Origin of the sequence: Microbacterium sp. E-13 (assembly GCF_049912955.1) — a bacterium.
Classification (GTDB): domain Bacteria; phylum Actinomycetota; class Actinomycetes; order Actinomycetales; family Microbacteriaceae; genus Microbacterium.
Genome location: NZ_CP183973.1, coordinates 811715 through 829681, shown reverse-complemented (window position 1 = coordinate 829681; position 17967 = coordinate 811715). Strand labels below are relative to the sequence as shown.

Annotated in this window: 15 protein-coding genes and 2 pseudogenes; 5 read left to right on the top strand and 12 right to left on the bottom strand. The window is 71.2% G+C overall.

Going from position 1 to position 17967, the window contains the following annotated elements; genetic code table 11:
- Positions 1–129 precede the first annotated feature (129 nt).
- The 3 genes from ACN9MP_RS03760 to ACN9MP_RS03750 are packed head-to-tail and all read left to right on the top strand — an operon-like array spanning position 130 to position 3055.
- Positions 130–339, top strand: coding sequence for a heavy-metal-associated domain-containing protein (locus tag ACN9MP_RS03760; RefSeq protein WP_426323982.1), 210 nt, complete (start codon positions 130–132; stop codon positions 337–339).
- A complete protein-coding gene (locus tag ACN9MP_RS03755; protein WP_426323981.1) occupies positions 336–2729 on the top strand; it encodes a heavy metal translocating P-type ATPase in 2394 nt (797 codons plus the stop codon). Before ACN9MP_RS03760 ends, ACN9MP_RS03755 begins: the two co-directional genes overlap by 4 nt.
- Positions 2726–3055, top strand: coding sequence for a metal-sensitive transcriptional regulator (locus ACN9MP_RS03750; protein ID WP_426323980.1), 330 nt, complete (start codon positions 2726–2728; stop codon positions 3053–3055). Before ACN9MP_RS03755 ends, ACN9MP_RS03750 begins: the two co-directional genes overlap by 4 nt.
- 77 nt (positions 3056–3132) lie before the next feature.
- Here ACN9MP_RS03750 and rarD read toward each other — a convergent pair whose 3' ends face one another.
- Together rarD and groES are read right to left on the bottom strand one after the other, a co-directional pair.
- Positions 3133–4047: an EamA family transporter RarD gene (rarD, locus tag ACN9MP_RS03745; RefSeq protein ID WP_426326183.1), complete on the bottom strand. Its 915-nt coding sequence runs from the start codon at positions 4045–4047 to the stop codon at positions 3133–3135.
- Positions 4048–4360: 313 nt separating this feature from the next.
- Positions 4361–4657: a co-chaperone GroES gene (gene groES, locus ACN9MP_RS03740; protein WP_045275440.1), complete on the bottom strand. Its 297-nt coding sequence runs from the start codon at positions 4655–4657 to the stop codon at positions 4361–4363.
- 233 nt (positions 4658–4890) lie between these two features.
- Between groES and ACN9MP_RS03735 the strand changes: the two genes are divergently transcribed.
- Positions 4891–6078, top strand: a complete 1188-nt coding sequence (locus tag ACN9MP_RS03735) for a THUMP-like domain-containing protein (protein ID WP_426323979.1) — start codon at positions 4891–4893, stop codon at positions 6076–6078.
- Positions 6079–6455: 377 nt separating this feature from the next.
- Here ACN9MP_RS03735 and ACN9MP_RS03730 read toward each other — a convergent pair whose 3' ends face one another.
- From ACN9MP_RS03730 to coaA, 10 genes and pseudogenes are all read right to left on the bottom strand, one after another.
- On the bottom strand, positions 6456–7172 hold the full coding sequence (locus tag ACN9MP_RS03730; protein ID WP_426323978.1) for a hypothetical protein: 717 nt from the start codon (positions 7170–7172) through the stop codon (positions 6456–6458).
- Positions 7169–8236 (bottom strand): tRNA (adenosine(37)-N6)-threonylcarbamoyltransferase complex transferase subunit TsaD, encoded by a 1068-nt coding sequence (gene tsaD / locus ACN9MP_RS03725; RefSeq protein WP_426323977.1) that lies wholly within the window; start codon positions 8234–8236, stop codon positions 7169–7171. The genes ACN9MP_RS03730 and tsaD overlap by 4 nt, the downstream gene beginning before the upstream one ends.
- Positions 8233–8811, bottom strand: coding sequence for a ribosomal protein S18-alanine N-acetyltransferase (gene rimI / locus ACN9MP_RS03720; RefSeq protein ID WP_426323976.1), 579 nt, complete (start codon positions 8809–8811; stop codon positions 8233–8235). The genes tsaD and rimI overlap by 4 nt, the downstream gene beginning before the upstream one ends.
- Positions 8808–9473 (bottom strand): tRNA (adenosine(37)-N6)-threonylcarbamoyltransferase complex dimerization subunit type 1 TsaB, encoded by a 666-nt coding sequence (tsaB, locus tag ACN9MP_RS03715; RefSeq protein WP_426323975.1) that lies wholly within the window; start codon positions 9471–9473, stop codon positions 8808–8810. The genes rimI and tsaB overlap by 4 nt, the downstream gene beginning before the upstream one ends.
- Positions 9474–9667: 194 nt before the next feature.
- A complete protein-coding gene (gene tsaE / locus ACN9MP_RS03710; protein WP_426323974.1) occupies positions 9668–10168 on the bottom strand; it encodes a tRNA (adenosine(37)-N6)-threonylcarbamoyltransferase complex ATPase subunit type 1 TsaE in 501 nt (166 codons plus the stop codon).
- Positions 10169–10339: 171 nt separating this feature from the next.
- Positions 10340–11464 carry an alanine racemase gene (gene alr / locus ACN9MP_RS03705; protein ID WP_426323973.1) on the bottom strand — a complete coding sequence of 375 codons (1125 nt, stop codon included), beginning with the start codon at positions 11462–11464 and terminating at the stop codon, positions 10340–10342.
- A 107-nt stretch (positions 11465–11571) separates the two neighbouring features.
- Positions 11572–11925 (bottom strand): annotated as a pseudogene (locus ACN9MP_RS03700) (holo-ACP synthase); the annotation flags it as partial.
- A gap of 133 nt (positions 11926–12058) precedes the next feature.
- Positions 12059–13909: a glutamine--fructose-6-phosphate transaminase (isomerizing) gene (glmS, locus tag ACN9MP_RS03695; RefSeq protein WP_426323972.1), complete on the bottom strand. Its 1851-nt coding sequence runs from the start codon at positions 13907–13909 to the stop codon at positions 12059–12061.
- 67 nt (positions 13910–13976) lie between these two features.
- Positions 13977–15893, bottom strand: a complete 1917-nt coding sequence (locus ACN9MP_RS03690) for a hypothetical protein (RefSeq protein WP_426323971.1) — start codon at positions 15891–15893, stop codon at positions 13977–13979.
- A gap of 120 nt (positions 15894–16013) precedes the next feature.
- Complete coding sequence (coaA, locus tag ACN9MP_RS03685) at positions 16014–16982, bottom strand: type I pantothenate kinase (protein WP_426323970.1); 969 nt, start codon at positions 16980–16982, stop codon at positions 16014–16016.
- Positions 16983–17022: 40 nt separating this feature from the next.
- On the opposite strand from coaA, the pseudogene ACN9MP_RS03680 reads away from it, so the two are divergent.
- Positions 17023–17965 (top strand): annotated as a pseudogene (locus tag ACN9MP_RS03680) (Ppx/GppA phosphatase family protein).
- The last annotated feature ends 2 nt before the right edge of the window (positions 17966–17967 follow it).

The following is a 17967-nucleotide window of genomic DNA, read 5'->3' as shown; positions in this document are numbered from 1 at the left end:
TCGGGACTGCGTCCCGCGCGGCGCGGCACCCAGACCGCACTCGTCTTCGCGACGCCCGATACCCCTGCCCGGTATAGAGTGGGTCTGCGGTACCCCGCAGGGGTATCACCCACGACCGAAGGAGAAGACATGGCCGAGGCCGAGTACACCGTGACCGGAATGAGCTGCGGACACTGTGAGGCGTCCGTCCGCAGCGAGGTGTCGAAGCTTGCGGGGGTCGAGGACGTGCAGGTGAGCGCGGCGGCGGGCACCCTCAAGATCGTGTCCGCGGCCGAGCTGGCCGACCATGTCGTCCTCGCCGCCGTCGACGAGGCCGGCTACAGCGCGGTCCGCGCATGACCTCCGCCTCGGCCCCCGCCGCCCGGATCGAGCTCGAGATCGGCGGGATGACGTGCGCGTCGTGCGCCGCGCGGATCGAGAAGCGGCTGAACCGGATGGACGGGGTCGAGGCATCCGTCAACTACGCCACCGAGAAGGCGTTCGTGAGCGCCCCCGCCGGCATCGACCCGCAGACGCTCATCGAGGAGGTCGTGAAGACCGGCTACACCGCCGCGCTGCCCGCTCCCCCGCAGAGCGCGGAGCCTGGCGCGAGCGGCGCCGATGGCGAGCTGACGAGCCTGCGGCAGCGACTGGTCGGCTCGGTCGTGCTGTCGGCCCCGGTGATCCTCCTCGCGATGATCCCCGCGCTGCAGTTCCCCTCCTGGCAGTGGGCCTCGCTCGCCCTGGCGGCGCCCGTCGTGGTGTGGGGTGCCTGGCCGTTCCACCGCGCCGCCTGGGTCAACCTGCGTCACGGCGCGGCGACGATGGACACCCTGATCTCGCTGGGCGTATCGGCGGCGTTCCTGTGGTCGCTGTACGCACTCTTCCTGGGCGACGCGGGCATGCCCGGCATGACACACACGTTCGAGTGGTCGGTGACGCCGACCGACGGGGCGAGTGCGATCTATCTCGAGGTCGCCGCCGGCGTGACGACGTTCGTGCTCGCGGGCCGCTATTTCGAGCAGAGGTCCAAGCGGCGGGCAGGCGCGGCGTTGCGAGCGCTGCTCGACATCGGCGCGAAGGACGTCGCGGTGCTCCGTCCGGCCGCGAGCGGCGCGCCCGGGGTTCCCGTGGCGCTGGGACTGCCCGCCGTGGGGGCTCCGCCGGCGCCGGCGCTCACCGAGGTGCGCGTGCCGGTCAGCGACCTCCGGGCGGGCGAGGAGTTCGTGGTCCGCCCTGGCGAGAAGATCGCCACCGACGGCATCGTCACCTCCGGCACGTCAGCCGTCGACGCCTCCCTGGTGACGGGAGAGTCCGTGCCCGTCGAGGTGACCCCGGGAGACACCGTCATCGGCGCGACCGTCAACGCGGGCGGTCGTCTCGTCGTGCGCGCCACGCGCGTGGGAGACGACACGCAGCTCGCGCAGATGGCTCGGCTCGTCGAGGAGGCGCAGTCGGGCAAGGCGGAGGTGCAGCGGCTCGCCGACCGCATCTCCGGAGTCTTCGTGCCGATCGTGCTGCTCATCGCGCTCGGCACGCTGGGGGCCTGGCTCCTCACCGGCGCGCCGGCGTCCATGGCGTTCGGCGCCGCCGTGGCGGTGCTGATCATCGCGTGCCCCTGCGCGCTGGGCCTCGCCACGCCGACCGCCCTTCTCGTCGGCACGGGCCGGGGTGCGCAGCTCGGCATCCTGATCAAGGGACCCGAGGTGCTCGAGTCCACGCGTACCGTCGACACCGTCGTGCTCGACAAGACGGGCACCGTGACCACCGGCCGCATGTCGCTCGTCGACGTCGTCGTGCCGAGCGCGGGTGCCGTCGCCACGCCGGACGTCATCGCAGCCAGGGCCATCGAAGACACGGATGCCTCGACAGCGGCGCGCGCCCAGGTGCTGCGTGTGGCGGGGGCGGTGGAGCACGCCTCCGAGCACCCCATCGCTCAGGCGATCGCTCGGGCCGCAGCCGCTGAGGGCGGAACCCTTCCTCCCGTCGAGTCGTTCCGGAGCGTGCCGGGCCAGGGTGTGTCGGGCGTCGTCGACGGCCGCGCAGTGCTCGTCGGGCGCGAAGTCCTCCTCGCCGACGCGGGTGTGCAGCTCCCGGCCGGTCTCACCGCGGCGAAGACCGCGGCCGAGTCCCTCGGCCGCACCCCGGTGCTGGTGGCCTGGGACGGCCGGGCGCGGGGCATCCTGGTGGTCGCCGATGAGGCGAAGCCGACGAGCGCCGAAGCGGTCGCCCAGCTGCGCGGGCTCGGCCTCACTCCGGTGCTCCTCACCGGCGACAACGCCTCAGCGGCCCACGCGATCGCCGACGAGGTCGGCATCGGGCGCGTGATCGCCGAGGTGCTCCCCCACGAGAAGGTCGCCGTCGTCCGCGAGCTTCAGGCCGAGGGGCGCGTCGTCGCCATGGTCGGCGACGGGGTCAATGACGCCGCCGCGCTCGCCCAGGCCGACCTCGGGCTCGCTATGGGAACGGGGACGGATGCCGCGATCGAGGCCTCCGACATCACCCTCGTCCGCGGCGATCTGCGCAGCGCGGCCGATGCGATCCGGCTGTCACGCGCGACGCTCGGCACCATCAAGCTCAACCTCTTCTGGGCGTTCGCGTACAACGTGGCCGCCATCCCCCTGGCGGCTCTGGGCCTGCTGAACCCCATGATCGCGGGAGCGGCGATGGCCGTCTCGAGCGCCTTCGTGGTCGGCAACAGCCTGCGCCTGCGCCGCTTCCAGAGCCACTCCCGAAGGAGTCAGTCATGACCGACACCGCGCTCGACCCGCACGCCCCCTCCACCGGCGAGCACTCCCACCACGGCTACATCACCGACAAGGACAAGTACCTCAACCGCCTGAAGCGCATCGAGGGTCAGGCCCGCGGCATCCACAAGATGGTCGAGGACGAGAAGTACTGCATCGACATCCTCACCCAGATCAGCGCGCTGACCTCCGCGCTCGAGGCTGTCGCCGTCGGCCTTCTCGACGACCACCTGCGTCATTGCGTCGTGGACGCCGCACGCCTGGGCGGCGCGGAGGCCGACGCCAAGATCACCGAAGCCACGCAGGCGATCGCACGCCTGGTCCGCTGAGTCGCGACCCGGTGTCGTCGCCGGGGCGCGGCATCCGTCCCCCGGCGACCCGTGGGAGGCGGGGATGAGCCGTGCCGCTACGCCGCCGCCCGGGTGCGGCGCGCGTGCAGAACCGAGTCGGCGGTGAGGATGATCAGCGCGACCCAGACGAGCCCGAAGCCGATCCACCGCTCGAGCGGCATGGGTTCGCCCAGCAGAAGCCATCCGATGACGAACTGCAGAACGGGCGCGACGAACTGCAGCAGCCCGATGGTGGTGAGCGACACCCGGCGGGCACCGGCGGCGAAGAGCAGCAGCGGGATGGCTGTGACGACCCCCGTCAGGCTCAGCAGCACGGCGTGCTGCCAGCCGTTCGCCCCCATCGTCAGCCCCTCCGTCGCGCCGACGACCACGAGCACGACCACGGCGATCGGCGAGAGCCACAGCGTCTCGAGCGTGAGGCCGCTCACCGCGTCGACCGAGGGGCCGACCTTCTTCTTCACCAGGCCGTAGGTGCCGAACGACGCGGCCAGCGTGAGCGCGATCCAGGGGAACGCGCCATAGCCGATGATGATGACGAGCACGGCGGCCGCGGCGATGCCGATGGCGACCCACTGCGTCGTGCGCAGCCGCTCGCGCAGCACGAGCACGGCGAGCAGCACCGTGGCGATCGGGTTGATGAAGTAGCCCAGGCTGGTCTCGATGACGTGCCCGGTCAGGGCGCCGTAGATGAATACCTGCCAGTTGACGTAGATGAGCAGGCCCGCGATGACGGTGAGCCCGAGCACGCGCGGCTGCCGGAAGATCGCCGCGAGCCGCGGCCACGTGCGCGTCACCGTGAGCAGCAGCGCGCAGAACACGAGCGACAGCAGGATGCGCCACGCCACGAGCTCCCACGGGCCCGTCGGCGCGAGCAGCAGGAAGTACAGCGGCAGGAAACCCCACAGGAGGTACGCCGAGAACGTGTAGACGCCGCCGAGAGTGCGCTCGCGCGCTTCGGCGGCGAGACGGATGCTGCGACTCCCGGTCGTGGTCACCCCGAGGTCGAGCGCTGTCGAGTCGTCGAGTCCCTCCACCGCATCACGTTCGGGAAGAGGGGACTGCTCGAGACTCACCGAGTCAGCCTACGCCCGCACAGCACGCACCCGGCCGCCGCTCGCCCCGTCGCGGCATCCGTCGCCTGCCGTCTCAGCACGGATTTCTGCCACGCGGCGTCGGAGGGCGGGCGGCGTCGGGCGGGGCGGCGAAGGGCCGGCGCGCCCGGGAACGGCGAGAGGGCCGGATGCCGAAGCATCCGACCCTCCCGGTACGCGCAGTGCGCGGGACTCAGCGAACGACGACCGCGAGGACGTCGCGAGCCGACAGGACGAGGAACTCGTCACCGCCGAACTTGACCTCGGTGCCGCCGTACTTGCTGTAGATCACGCGGTCGCCGACGGCGACGTCGAGCGGGATACGGTTGCCGTTGTCGTCGATACGACCCGGGCCCACCGCCACGACCTCGCCCTCCTGGGGCTTCTCCTTGGCGGTGTCGGGGATGACCAGACCGCTGGACGTGGTCTGCTCGGCCTCGACCTGCTTGATGACGATGCGGTCCTCGAGCGGCTTGATGGAAACCGACACGGTCTACCTCTTCCTTCTTGAGACTAAGACTCGTTAGCACTCTGACGTTGAGAGTGCTGATGTCAGTCTAGGCAACGGGCTGGCACTCACGCAACGTGAGTGCCAGCCGTGCGTCTTCCGGTGACGAGATCGCGCGCCGGATACCCGTCGGAGGGGACGGTTCGGCGGGGCATCGCGTGGGGCGACGGCGGAGCCCCACCGCGGCAGCGCGGGGATCGCCGTAGGCTCGGCGGGTGGAACTGTCCGAACTGCAAGCGCTCCTGACGCCGGCGGGGCTGCGGCTCCTCGACGCGATGCCCCCGGTCGATTCCTCCGACGACGTCGCCCGGGCCGTCACGCGGCTGCGCCGCGAGGGCCACTCCCCCGACCTGGTGTCGGCGGTCGTCGGGCAGGCGCGGCTGCGCACGCGCGGGCGGGCGAAGTTCGGCGACCTGGCCGAACGGATGCTGTTCACCCGGGCAGGGCTCGAGCAGGCGACCCGCCTGCCCATCGCCGCACGCCATGCCGCCCGGTTCCGCGATGCGGGGTTCGCCCGGGTGGCCGACCTCGGCTGCGGCATCGGCGGCGACGCACTCGGCCTTGCGGCGCTGGGGCTCCAGGTCACGGCCGTGGACGCCGACGACGTCACCGCCGCGATAGCCGCCTACAACCTCGCACCCTTCGGCACCGACGTCGAGGTGCGCCATGGCACCGCCGAGAGCACTGATCTCGACGGCGTCGACGCCGTCTGGCTCGACCCCGCGCGCCGCACCGCCGGTCACACCGAGACGGCGCGCACCCGGCCCGAGGACTGGTCGCCGTCGCTCGACTGGGTCTTCGACCTCGCGCACCGACTGCCCGCCGGTGTGAAGCTCGGTCCGGGCCTCGACCGTTCGCTGATCCCCGACGAGGTCGAGGCGCAGTGGGTCAGCGCCGACGGATCCACCGTCGAGCTGGTGCTGTGGTCCGGAGCGCTCGCGCGCGAGGGCGTGCGCCGAGCCGCTCTCGTCATCCGTGGCGACAGAGCCCACGAGCTGACGGCGGAGGCGGATGCCGCCGACGAGCCCGCCCGCGAACTCGGCGCCTTCCTGCACGAGCCTGACGGGGCCGTCATCCGCGCCCGCCTCATCGGCGACGTCGCCCGCACCCTCGAGGCCGGCATGCTGGACGAGCACATCGCGTACCTCACGTCGGACGCGGCGCTCACGTCGCCCTTCGTCTCGACGTTCCGGGTGCGCGAGGTGCTTCCCGCCGACGTCAAAGCGCTGGCGAAGGCGCTGCGGGAGCGGGAGATCGGGCGCCTCGAGATCAAGAAGCGGGGAGTGGATGTCGATCCCGCCGCCCTGCGCACGCGCCTGAAGCTGCGCGGCCCCGGCTCCGCGACCCTCTTCCTCACCCGCATCGGCAGCCGCCGGACAGCCATCCTCGCCGACCGCGTGTGACGGCATCCGGCGCGGCGCGCCGGCGCGGGGGCGGCCTCGGGCGTTTTAGCGGCAGCCACCCGCCCACCCCTGCGCCCGCTGCGCGAAAGTGGCAGTGGTGGTCGTACGCGAGCGCTGAAAGCGGCACATGCCGACACCCTCGCTGCCAGCGCCAAGGTCGAGGTGGCCGCCGTGGTCGTACGCGAGCGCTGAAAGCGGCACATGCCGACACCCTCGCTGCCAGCGCGGACACCGCCACATTCTCCGCCATCCCCCCGAGTCCCGCGCGAGTGGCAGCTGTGGTCGCCTACGCGCGCTGACACCGGCGCGCACTGCCCGTTTCGCTTCACGCGCGAACGTCGAGGTCCGGCCGGATGCCGCCCCACGGGCGAGGCGCCTCAGCTCCAGACGTTGGCGCGCAGCGCGGCCACCACGAGCCAGCCCGCGCTGTAGAGGATCGACAGCGCGCCCAGGGCGATGGCCCAGACCGCGACGGCCCGATTCTCGAGCGGACGGCGCAGCGCGATGATCCCAGAGGCCACCGCCACGAGCCCGACCGGGAAGCCCCAGCCGACGAACATCGAAACGACGAGACCGACGACCGCGAACGCGAGCCCCCAGCCGGCGAGTCCACGATGGGCCGATTCCGCAGGCGCCCAGGAGGTGTCGTCGGGCGTGAACTCTCCCCCCGGCTCCGCGGGTGCCGTCTCCAGGGTGACGGGCACGGGCGCGGTCGGCAGGCGCCGGAATCCGCCGCGATGCGCTCCGGGCAGCGGCGACGCGTCCTGCGCGAGGTCGATGTCGGGTGAAGGTGCTTCGACGGTCGGCGTCGATCCGGGCCGCGCGCCGTCGGCGGGCGGCAGCGCGTCCCCGGGCCGCGCACCGTCGGCGGGCGGAACGGCGTCCCCAGGCGGCCGCCCCTGGGGCGTCGCAGGATCTCCGGCGGGCGTCGCAGGATCTCCGGCGGGCATCGCGAGGTCGCCCGGGGGCGTCGCGAGGTTGCCTGCGGGCGTCGCGAGGTTGCCCGCGGGCGTCGCAGGATTTCCGGCGGGCGTCGCAGGATCTCCGGCGTGCGTCGCGGGATCGCCGGGGGACGGCATCCGCTCGTCCGTCATGCCGACTCCGCGACCTGGATCTCGGTGACGGGCAGGGTCGAGTCGGCGCCGAACTCGAGCGTCGACGGCGGGCGCCCCGACATGATGAGCTCGGAGGTGAGGGCGGCGATCATGGCGCCGTTGTCGGTGCACAGCGAGAGCGGCGGGATGCGCACCGTGACGCCCTCGGCCGCTGCCCGCTCCAGCGCGACCTCGCGAAGGCGACGGTTGGCGATCACGCCGCCGCCGAGCAGCAGACGCGGCACCCCGTAGTCCCGGCATGCGGCCAGCGCCTTGGTCACCAGCACGTCGACGACGGCCTCGCGGAAACTGGCCGCGACATCGGCGACCGGCACCCGCTCGCCGACCCCCTCGCGCTGCTCCACCCAGCGGGCGACCGCGGTCTTCAGGCCGGAGAACGAGAAGTCGTAGCGGTGGCTCGCCATGTCGGACGCACGCGACAGGCCGCGCGGGAAGGATATGGCCTTCGGATCGCCGGATGCCGCAGCCTTGTCGATCTCGGGACCCCCGGGGTAGGGCAGGCCGAGCAGGCGCGCCACCTTGTCGAACGCTTCGCCGGCGGCGTCGTCCATCGTCTCGCCGAGCAGCTCGACGTCGGTGGTGAGATCGCGGACGAGCAGGAGCGACGTGTGGCCGCCGCTCACCAGCAGCGCGACGGTCGGATACTCCAGCGGTGGAGCATCGCTGTCGAGGATGTCGGCCGCGATGTGTCCGACGAGGTGGTTCACGGCGTAGAGCGGCTTCTCGAGCGAGACGGCGAGCGCCTTCGCGGCGCCGACGCCCACCATGAGAGCCCCGGCGAGGCCGGGCCCGCTCGTCACGGCGACGGCGTCGAGATCGGCGAGCGCGACGCCCGACTCGGCGAGCGCCGCCTCGATCGACGGCTGCAGCGCCTCGAGGTGCGCGCGGGCGGCGACCTCCGGCACGACCCCGCCGTAGCGGGAGTGCTCATCCATGGAGCTCGCGATGGTGTTCGACAGCAGCGCGCGGCCCCGCACGATCCCGATCCCGGTCTCGTCGCAGCTCGTCTCGATTCCGAGCACCAGCGGTTCGGCGCGGTTCACGTGCAGACCCCTCCCGCAGAACTCCACGGATCCGGGCTTGCGCCGGCCGCAGCGTCTGTCCCTGCGTCGGTCAGCGCCCGATTCCGTGGAGTTTCGCCGACCACAGTCCCGCGACCCGCGGCGTGCCAGCCGCGCAGGTCGAGCTTCATCACGACGGCGTCGACGTCGTCGGGCTGGTAGTACCGCGGCTTCCGGCCGATCTCGGCGAACCCCTCGGAGATGTAGAGCGCCTGCGCGACAGGGTTGTCGGCGCGCACCTCGAGGAACACGTCCCACACCTCGCGGCGCGCCGCCTCCTCGAGCAGCGTCCGCAGGAGCTTGCGACCGCGGCCATGACCCCGGGACACCTCCGAGATCGCGATGGTCTGGATGTCGGCATCCCGCGCTCCGGCGACCGCCCTGAGTCCGGCGTAGCCGACCAGGCGTCCGGCTTCGGTGTCGACGATGTACCAGCCGTGGGGCGACCCGAGCTCTTCGCGCATCATCGCCTCCGACCAGGCGTCGGTCGGGAACGACGTGCGCTCGAGCGCCATGATGGCGGCGAGGTCGTCGGCGGTGGCGGTGCGGATCGTCACGAGATCACCCGCTTCGGGGCGTGCGGAAGCGTCACGTCGGGCGAGCGGAGGTAGAGCGCCTCGGCGGGCCCGGCCGTGCGTCCGGCGGCGAGCGCACGCGCCGCGGCGAGCGCGAGCATGGCGGCGGGAATGCGCTCGGCGTCGCGCCGGGCCGCGTGGGCCGTCGCCAGCGCCGCGTCGAGGTCGTCGCGGGGCATGAGGGCCGGCTCGGCGACGCGCACCGGGAGGCCGTCGTCGTCGATGCCGCGGTAGAGCGTGTAGGCGAACTCGCGCCGGCGGGCGTCGGTGACGACCGCGAAGGCGTCGTCGGCGCCGTCGGGCGAGCCCCAGTCCGCCGTCAAGGCGGTGTGCAGGAGCAGTTCGAGCGCGACCGCGTCATGGCTCACGACGGGCACGACCGGAACGCCGCGACCCAGCGCGAACGCGCGTGCGGCGGCGATGCCGACGCGCAGACCGGTGAAGGGGCCGGGTCCCATTCCCGCGGCGACATGCGTGATGTCGGAGGGAGACACGGATGCCTCGGCCAGCGCCCGCTCGATCAGCGAGCCGATCACCTCGGCGTGGCCGCGGGGGTCGGGACTCTCGATCTGCGAGCGGATCACGCCGTCGGGCTCGACGACCGCCACCGCGGAGCCGAGGGACGTGTCGATGCCGAGGATCACCTCTCCAGGGTAGTCGGGCGCGACAGGAGCCTCTCCGCCCGACGCCCCCCGCCTCCTCGTCTGAGGACGAGGGCCGAATCGAGGAGCCGATCCGCCGGTGCGATCCGCTTCTCGGCACACATCCTCGATTGAGGGCAGGAGTGCGAGACCGAGCGCCTCGTGTCGACTCGGCCGCGGTCGCGACCCGTCTTCGGCTAGCCGTGCCGGGTGATCTTCACCAGGCGCGGGGTGTCGGCGTCGAGGTCGGCCTCGTGGCCGATCGCGCCGCAGGCGTCGTCGACTCCGCGGCCGTGCCACTCCCGCTCGAGCTCGACCTCCCACCATTGCTCGCGGATGCCGTCCACGAGCCCGCGTCCCCATTCGACGATGACGACCGAGGCGTCGAAATCGATGTCGAGGTCGTCGAGTTCGGCGGCCGAGCCCAGCCGGTAGGCGTCGACGTGCACGAGTGGGGCACCGCCGACGAGCGAAGGGTGGGTGCGGGCGAGCACGAACGTCGGGCTCTGCACCGGTCCGCGCACGCCGAGCCCTCGCCCGATGCCGCGGGTGAGCGTCGTCTTGCCGGCGCCGAGCGGACCGGTCAGCACCACCATGTCGCCGGGGCGCAGCATCCGTCCCATGTCCTCGCCGAGCGCCTCCATCGCGTCCGGCGAGGTGATCTCGCGTGTGCCGAGGAGCGCGTCGATGCCGGTCATCGCTCCTCTTCCGTACCGCTCACGCCCGCTCCTCCGTTTGCCATTCCGTCTGGGCGGCGCCGGCGCGGTGCCGAACCCACGAAGGTCCGAGGCACGTGCACGCCACCACCCTCAGCCAGAGTGAGTCCTGAACGTCGCCGACGGCACAGACCTTCCCTACGGCGCGCGTGCTCACCCGGCCACCTGCCGGCGAGGCACCCGCGGTCCGATGCGCGTCACGATCTCGTAGTTGATGGTGCCTGCGGCGTCCGCCCACTCGGTCGCTGCCGGCAGCCCGAGGGTCGGGTCTCCGAACAGCACGGCCTCGTCGCCCACCGCCACGGGCGCGTCGCCCACGTCGACGACGAACTGGTCCATCGCGATGCGGCCCGCGACGGTGAACCGTCGCCCGGCGATGGCCACCGGTCCGACGCCCGACGCCTGTCGCGGCACGCCGTCGGCGTACCCGAGCGGCACAAGCGCCAGCGTGGTCTCACGCTCGGCGCGGTAGTCGTATCCGTACGACACGCCTTTGCCCGCCGGCACGCGGCGCACCGCCGCGACCGCACCGCGCAGCGTCATCGCGGGCCGCAGGCCGAGGTCGGCGGATGAGCGGTCGTCGAACGGCGAGAGCCCGTAGATGCCGATGCCGATGCGCACGCAGCCCAAGCGGGCCTCGGGGAGGTCGATCGCGGCGTGCGTCGCGGCGATGTGCCGCAGGGGCGGCGCGAGCCCGAGCGAGGCGGCGTCGGCGATCGCCTCCTGGAACGTCCGCAGCGCGGCGCGGTCGTCCTCGACCGAGGCATTCGAGAGGTGGCTGAAGAGGGCGACCACGCGGACGCGCCCGATCCGCTCCAGTCGCGCCGCCTCCGAGAACACGATGCGGTAGTCGGCGGGCGCGATGCCGTTGCGAGAGAGCCCCGTCTCGAGTTTCAGATGCACTCCGACGGGGCGATCCGCGGATGCTGCGGCCGCCGCCTTCTGCAACTGCTCGAGGCTGGAGATGCCGAGCTCGATGCCGCGCGCTGCGGCCTCGGCGAAGTCGGCGCCCGGCGCGTGGAGCCACGCGACGATGGGCGCGTCGATGCCGGCGCGCCGCAGCGCCAGCGCCTCGGTGATGTCGGAGACGCCCAGGCGTGATGCGCCGCCCGCGAGTGCGGCGTTCGCCGAACGCACAGCGCCGTGGCCGTAGCCGTCGGCCTTGACGACCGCGATGACGTCCGAGCCCGTGAGCCGGCGGAGGTGGCGCACGTTGTCCTCGATGGCGCTCACGTCGACGACGGCCTCGCGCAGCACGCCGGCGGGCAGGCGGCTCATGCGTCGTCCCCTCCGGTGTCGCGCGTGGTGCTCTCGCGGAACAGGGGATTCGCGCCGGTACCGGGGACCGTTCCGCCGGTCTCGTCGGGGATCCCCTGGCCGGGCGTTGCACGGGCCTCGGCGACCACGTACGCCGCCGCAAGGCCGGCGTCGTGCGACAGCGACAGGTGCAGCGCGGTGATCCCGCGGTCGGCGACGACGGCGGCCGTCGAGCCGCAGAGCGAGAACACCGGCCGCCCGGATGCCTCGGACGCGACCTCGATCTCGGTCCAGTGCACGCCGTCGGAGCCGCCGAGCGCTTTGATGAGAGCCTCCTTCGCGGCATAGCGCGCCGCCAGCGAGTGCGGCTTGAGCACGCGCTCGGCGTCGGAGAAGAGGCGGTGCAGCAGGGCTGGCGTGCGCTCGATCGTCCGCTCGAAACGCGGGATGTCGACGAGGTCGACGCCGATCCCGACGATCATGTGGTCCTCCCGGAGGCCGCGGCCGCGGCATCCGCCACCCTATCGCGGCCGCCGGATGTCTTCCTGTGGCCGCCCGACGTTCGTCCCGGCGACGGAGGGGCGAACCACGGCCACCGCCCTTCCCGACAGGTGCCTATTCGACCGTGACGGACTTCGCCAGGTTGCGCGGCTGGTCGACGTCGAGGCCCTTCGCCGTCGCGAGGCCCATCGCGAAGATGTGCAGCGGCACGACGGCCAGCAGGGGTTCGAAGAAGGGACCTGCGAGCGGGATGCGCAGCACCTCGTCGGCCTTGGGCAGCACGGCCGCGTCGCCTTCCTCGGCGATCGCGATGACGCGGGCGCCGCGGGCGCGGACCTCCTCGATGCTCGAGATGACCTTCTTGTGCATCTCGGCCGATTCTCGCGGCGACGGGACGATCACGAACACGGGCTGGCCGGGCTCGATCAGCGCGATGGGGCCGTGCTTGAGCTCGCCGGCGGCGAAGCCCTCGGCGTGGATGTAGGCGAGCTCCTTGAGCTTGAGTGCACCCTCGAGGGCGATCGGATAGCCGACGTGGCGACCGAGGAAGAGCACCGAGCGGGTGTCGGCCATCCAGTGGGCGAGCTGCTCGATGCGGGGCTGCTCGCGCTCGAGGATCTGCCCGATCTTCGCCGGGATCGCCTCCAGCTCGCGCACGTGGTGGGCGGCGTCGGCGGCTGCGATCGCGCCGCGCACGCGACCGATGTGGAGGCCCATCAGGTAGAGCGCGGTGACCTGGGCCACGAACGCCTTCGTCGAGGCGACGGCGACCTCGGGGCCGGCGTGCGTGTAGACGATGGCGTCGGACTCCCGCGGGATCGTCGCGCCCTGCGTGTTGCAGATCGACAGGGTCCGGGCGCCGTGCTCGCGGGCGTACTTCACGGCCATGAGGGTGTCCATGGTCTCCCCGGACTGGCTGATCGAGACGACGAGCGTGTCGGGGCCGATCACCGGGTCGCGGTAGCGGAATTCGTGCGCGAGCTCAACGTCGACGGGGATGCGGGTCCACTGCTCGATCGCGTACTTGCCGACCTGGCCGGCGTAGGCCGCGGTTCCGCAGGCGATCACGATGATTCGCGAGATGCCGGCGAACAGCTCGTCGAGGCCGTCCAGCTCGGGAATGACGACGACCCCGTCGCGCACGCGACCGCGCAGGGTGTTGGCGACCGCCTCGGGCTCCTCCGACACCTCTTTGGCCATGAACGACGACCAGCCGCCCTTCTCGGCGGCCGCAGCATCCCACGTGACCTCGAACGGCTCGACGTCGACGGGGTTGCCGTCGAAGTCCGTCACGGTCACCGCCGCGGGGGTGATGGCCACGATCTGGTCCTGCCCGATGGCGAGGGCGTGGCGGGTGTGCTCGACGAACGCCGCGACGTCCGACCCGAGGAAGTTCTCGCCCTGGCCGAGACCGATCACCAGCGGCGAGTTGCGGCGGGCGCCCACGACCAGACCGGGCTGCTCCTCGTGCATGGCGAGCAGGGTGAAGGCGCCCTCGAGGCGCGACACGACCGAGCGGAACGCCTCGACGAGGTCGCCCGAGCGGCGGTACTCGCGGCCGAGCAGCACAGCGGCCACCTCGGTGTCGGTCTCGCTGCGGAAGGTGAAGCCGTCGGCGACGAGCTCGTCCTTGAGCTCCGCGAAGTTCTCGATGATCCCGTTGTGGATGACGGCGAGCCTGTCGTCGTCGGCCAGATGCGGGTGGGCGTTCCCGTCGGTCGGTCCACCGTGGGTCGCCCAGCGGGTGTGCCCGATGCCGGTGGTGCCGTCGGCGAGCGGACGCGCCGCGAGATCGTCGCGCAGCACCTGCAGCTTGCCCGCGCGCTTGCGCATGCCCAGATCGCCGTCGCCGTCGATCACCGCGATGCCGGCGGAGTCGTACCCGCGGTACTCGAGGCGCGACAGCCCTGACATCAGGACGGCCTGGCTCGGGCGAGGACCCACGTATCCGACGATTCCGCACATGGCCCCAATGGTAGGCGGGGGGTTTTGCAAGCAGCCTTTACGAATAGGGAGGCCCGGATCCCCACCACTACTGCGGGATGGCCTTCGCCGCGCTGGTCTTGGTGATGGTGCGGTAGGCATTCCTGGACCCCGTCACCTTCACCGTCAGGCTCTTGCCGGCGTCTGCGGTCACCAGCTTGTAGGTCGCGCTGGTGGCGCCGCTGATCGCGGTTCCGTTGCGTAGCCACTGGTACGCGAAGGTCGTCGGCGTGGGCGACCATGTTCCGGTGTTCGCGGTCAGTGTCGACCCGACCTTGGCTGTGCCTGAGATGGTGGGAACCGGCGTCTGGGTGAAGACATACCGCGCCGTGAGCGTGTAGGCCTTGCCCCAGCTCGTCCAGTTGTTCTGGCCGGAGATCCGGACGTAGGTGCGACCGGCCGCGACCCTGATGTACTGCGGCGCCAGCCAGCTGCCGTCGTACCGATTGCCGGTCACGTCGAAGTGGTACAACCTGGTTCCCGAGGCGTCGTACACGTCCACGTCGTAGACGTCGGCCGACCCCAGGTTCGAGGGGAACTTGAGCAGGAGCGAGAGGTTGCGCGCCGCCGCGACGTCGAAGGCGAAGTAGTCCGACTCCGTCGAGTAGTGCGACAGGGTGGATCCCGACACCCCCGTGCCCACCGGGGTCACATCGGCGTCCGAGGTGGAGTTGTTGAACTCCGTCTCCACACTGCCTGCCGTGAACCCCGGCGTGAACGTGTACGTCTGCCCCCAGCTCGCCCAGTTGTTCTGACCGTAGATCCGCACGTACAGACGCCCCGCCGGCGCATAGGTCGCGAACGACCGCAACCAGCTGCCGTCATACCGGTTGCCCGTCACATCGAAGTGGTACAACTTCGTCGCCGACGCGTCGTACACGTCCACCGAGTACACGTCACCCGCACCCAGGTTCGACGGGAACTTCAGATCCAGCGACACCCTGCCCGCACTCGGCAGATCCACCGCGAAGTAGTCCGACTCCGTCGAGTAGTGCGACAGGGTGGATCCCGACACCCCCGTGCCCACCGGGATCACATCGGCGTCCGAGGTGTAGTTGTTGAACTCCGTCTCCACACTGCCTGCCGTGAACCCCGGCGTGAACGTGTACGTCTGCCCCCAGCTCGCCCAGTTGTTCTGACCGTAGATCCGCACGTACAGACGCCCCGCCGGCGCATAGGTCGCGAACGACCGCAACCAGCTGCCGTCATACCGGTTGCCCGTCACATCGAAGTGGTACAACTTCGTCGCCGACGCGTCGTACACGTCCACCGAGTACACGTCACCCGCACCCAGGTTCGACGGGAACTTCAGATCCAGCGACACCCTGCCCGCACTCGGCAGATCCACCGCGAAGTAGTCCGACTCCGTCGAGTAGTGCGACAGGGTGGATCCCGACACCCCCGTGCCCACCGGGATCACATCGGCGTCCGAGGTGTAGTTGTTGAACTCCGTCTCCACACTGCCTGCCGTGAACCCCGGCGTGAACGTGTACGTCTGCCCCCAGCTCGCCCAGTTGTTCTGACCGTAGATCCGCACGTACAGACGCCCCGCCGGCGCATAGGTCGCGAACGACCGCAACCAGCTGCCGTCATACCGGTTGCCCGTCACATCGAAGTGGTACAACTTCGTCGCCGACGCGTCGTACACGTCCACCGAGTACACGTCACCCGCACCCAGGTTCGACGGGAACTTCAGATCCAGCGACACCCTGCCCGCACTCGGCAGATCCACCGCGAAGTAGTCCGACTCCGTCGAATACTGACTCGACGTCGAACCCGACACCGCCGTCCCGGCGGCAATCACATCGGCCTGCGACGTGGAGTTGTTGGGCTCGGTCTCTGAGACCGCCGCCGACGCCGCAGCGGGAGCGGCCAGGAACGGCAGCATCGCGCCCACCAGGATGGCGGTCGTGGTCATCGCCAGACGGCGGCCGACGGTGTTCTGAGCGCGCGCGGATAACGTCATGTCACTCCCCATTGACAAGGGCGGCGCCCCCAAGCGCCGCTGTTGCCCGTAACGTATCGCATGCGCGGGCCGGAATACCAAACGTTTCATGGCATAACGCGCAAGGAAAAGCCTCAGGTCTCAGAGCTTGCGGAGCAGCACTGTCTCCACGGTGTGGTCAGCGGCCTTCTGCAGCACGAGGTTCGCTCGGTGCCTCGTGGGCAGGACGTTCTCCTGGAGGTTCGGCAGGTTGATGTTGTTCCAGTAACCGAGAGCGCGCTCCACGGCCTCCTCGTCGGTGAGCTGGGCGAACACGTTGAAGAACGAGCTCGGGTTGCTGAACGCGGCCCGGCGCAGGGCGAGGAAGCGGTCCACGTACCACTGCGTGATGTGCGCGGCATCCGCATCGACGTAGATCGAGAAGTCGAACAGGTCGCTCACCGCGACGTCGTTCGGGGTGGGCGGCGGCTGCAGCACGTTGAGGCCCTCGACGATCACGATGTCGGGGCGGCGCACGGTGATCACCGCGTCGGGCACGATGTCGTAGCGCATGTGCGAGTAGAACGGGGCCCGCACCTCGGGGGCGCCGCTCTTCACCTCGGTGAGGAACGACACGAGCGCGCGGCGGTCGTACGACTCGGGGAAGCCCTTGCGGTCCATGAGGCCGCGTCGCTCGAGCTCGGCGTTGGGATAGAGGAAGCCGTCGGTCGTGATGAGCTCGACGCGCGGCGTTCCCGGCCAGCGAGAGGTCAGCTCCCGCAGGAGGCGGGCGATCGTCGACTTGCCCACGGCGACCGATCCGGCCACCCCGATGATGAAGGGGGTCGTCGAGTCCGCCTCGCCGAGGAAGGCGGACTCCTCGGCGCCCAGCCGCTTCGTCGCCTCCGCGTAGAGCGACAGCAGCCGCGACAGCGGCAGGTAGACCTGCGCCACCTCGGCCATGTCGAGCCGGTCGCCGAGGCCTCTGATCTGCACGATCTCGGTCTCGGTCAGCGGCTGCGTCATGCCGGCCGCCAGGCGCGCCCAATCGGCGCGGTCGATCTCGCGGTAGAGGGAGAGAGCGGGTGCGACCACACCTGCCTCGTGCAGGGTCGCTTCGTCGGCGGACATCGCGCCCATCGTAGCCCTTCGGCCCCGCTACGCTTTCCCCGTGCGCCTCGGAGTCCTCGATATCGGCTCGAACACCGTCCATCTGCTCGTCGCCGACGTCCGACCCGGGGGGCGGCCGCTCGCCACGACGAGTCAGCGCACGGTGCTGCGCCTCATGCGCTATCTGGCGCCCGACGGCTCGATCACCGAGGAGGGCGTCAGCGCGCTCGTCGCCGCGGTCACCGAGGCCCGTGAGATCGCTGCCGCGGAGAAGGTGGACGAGCTGCTCGCGACGGCGACCTCCGCCGTACGCGAGGCCGCGAACGGTCCCGAGGTCATCGGGCTCATCGAAGGCGCCCTCGGCCAGCCTCTCCAGGTGCTCGGGGGCGAGACCGAGGCCCGCTACACCTTCCTCGCGGTGCGACGGTGGTTCGGCTGGGCGGCCGGGCAGATCCTGCTGTTCGACATCGGCGGCGGGTCGCTCGAGATCGCGGCGGGAGCCGACGAGCTGCCGGAGGCGGCGGCATCCGTCCCGCTCGGGGCGGGGCGCATGACGGTGCAGTTCCTCCCCGAAGACCCGCCGGGCGAGGCGGCCGTCGAGAAGCTGCGGCACCACGCCCGCAAGACGCTCGCACCCGTGGCGAAGTCGTTCGGCAAACTGGATCGGCCCGACCACGTGGTCGGCTCGTCGAAGGCGATCCGCTCGCTGGCGAAGCTCGTCGGCTATCCGGTTCCCGGATGGTCTGGAATCGAGCGGATGCTGCCCCCGGGCCTCGCTCGGCTCGTGGATTCCGCGCCTGGCACGCATTCCGGCCTCCGCCCGTCAGGAGCTGCCGGGGATCACCCCCGACCGGACGTTCCAGATCGTGGCCGGCGCCGTGGTGCTGCACGAGGCGATGAGCGCGATGGACGTCGACGAGCTGGAAGTGTCGCCGTGGGCCCTCCGCGAAGGGGTGCTGCTGCGCTACATCGAATCGCTCAGCTGGAGCGCGCCGAGCGCCTGATC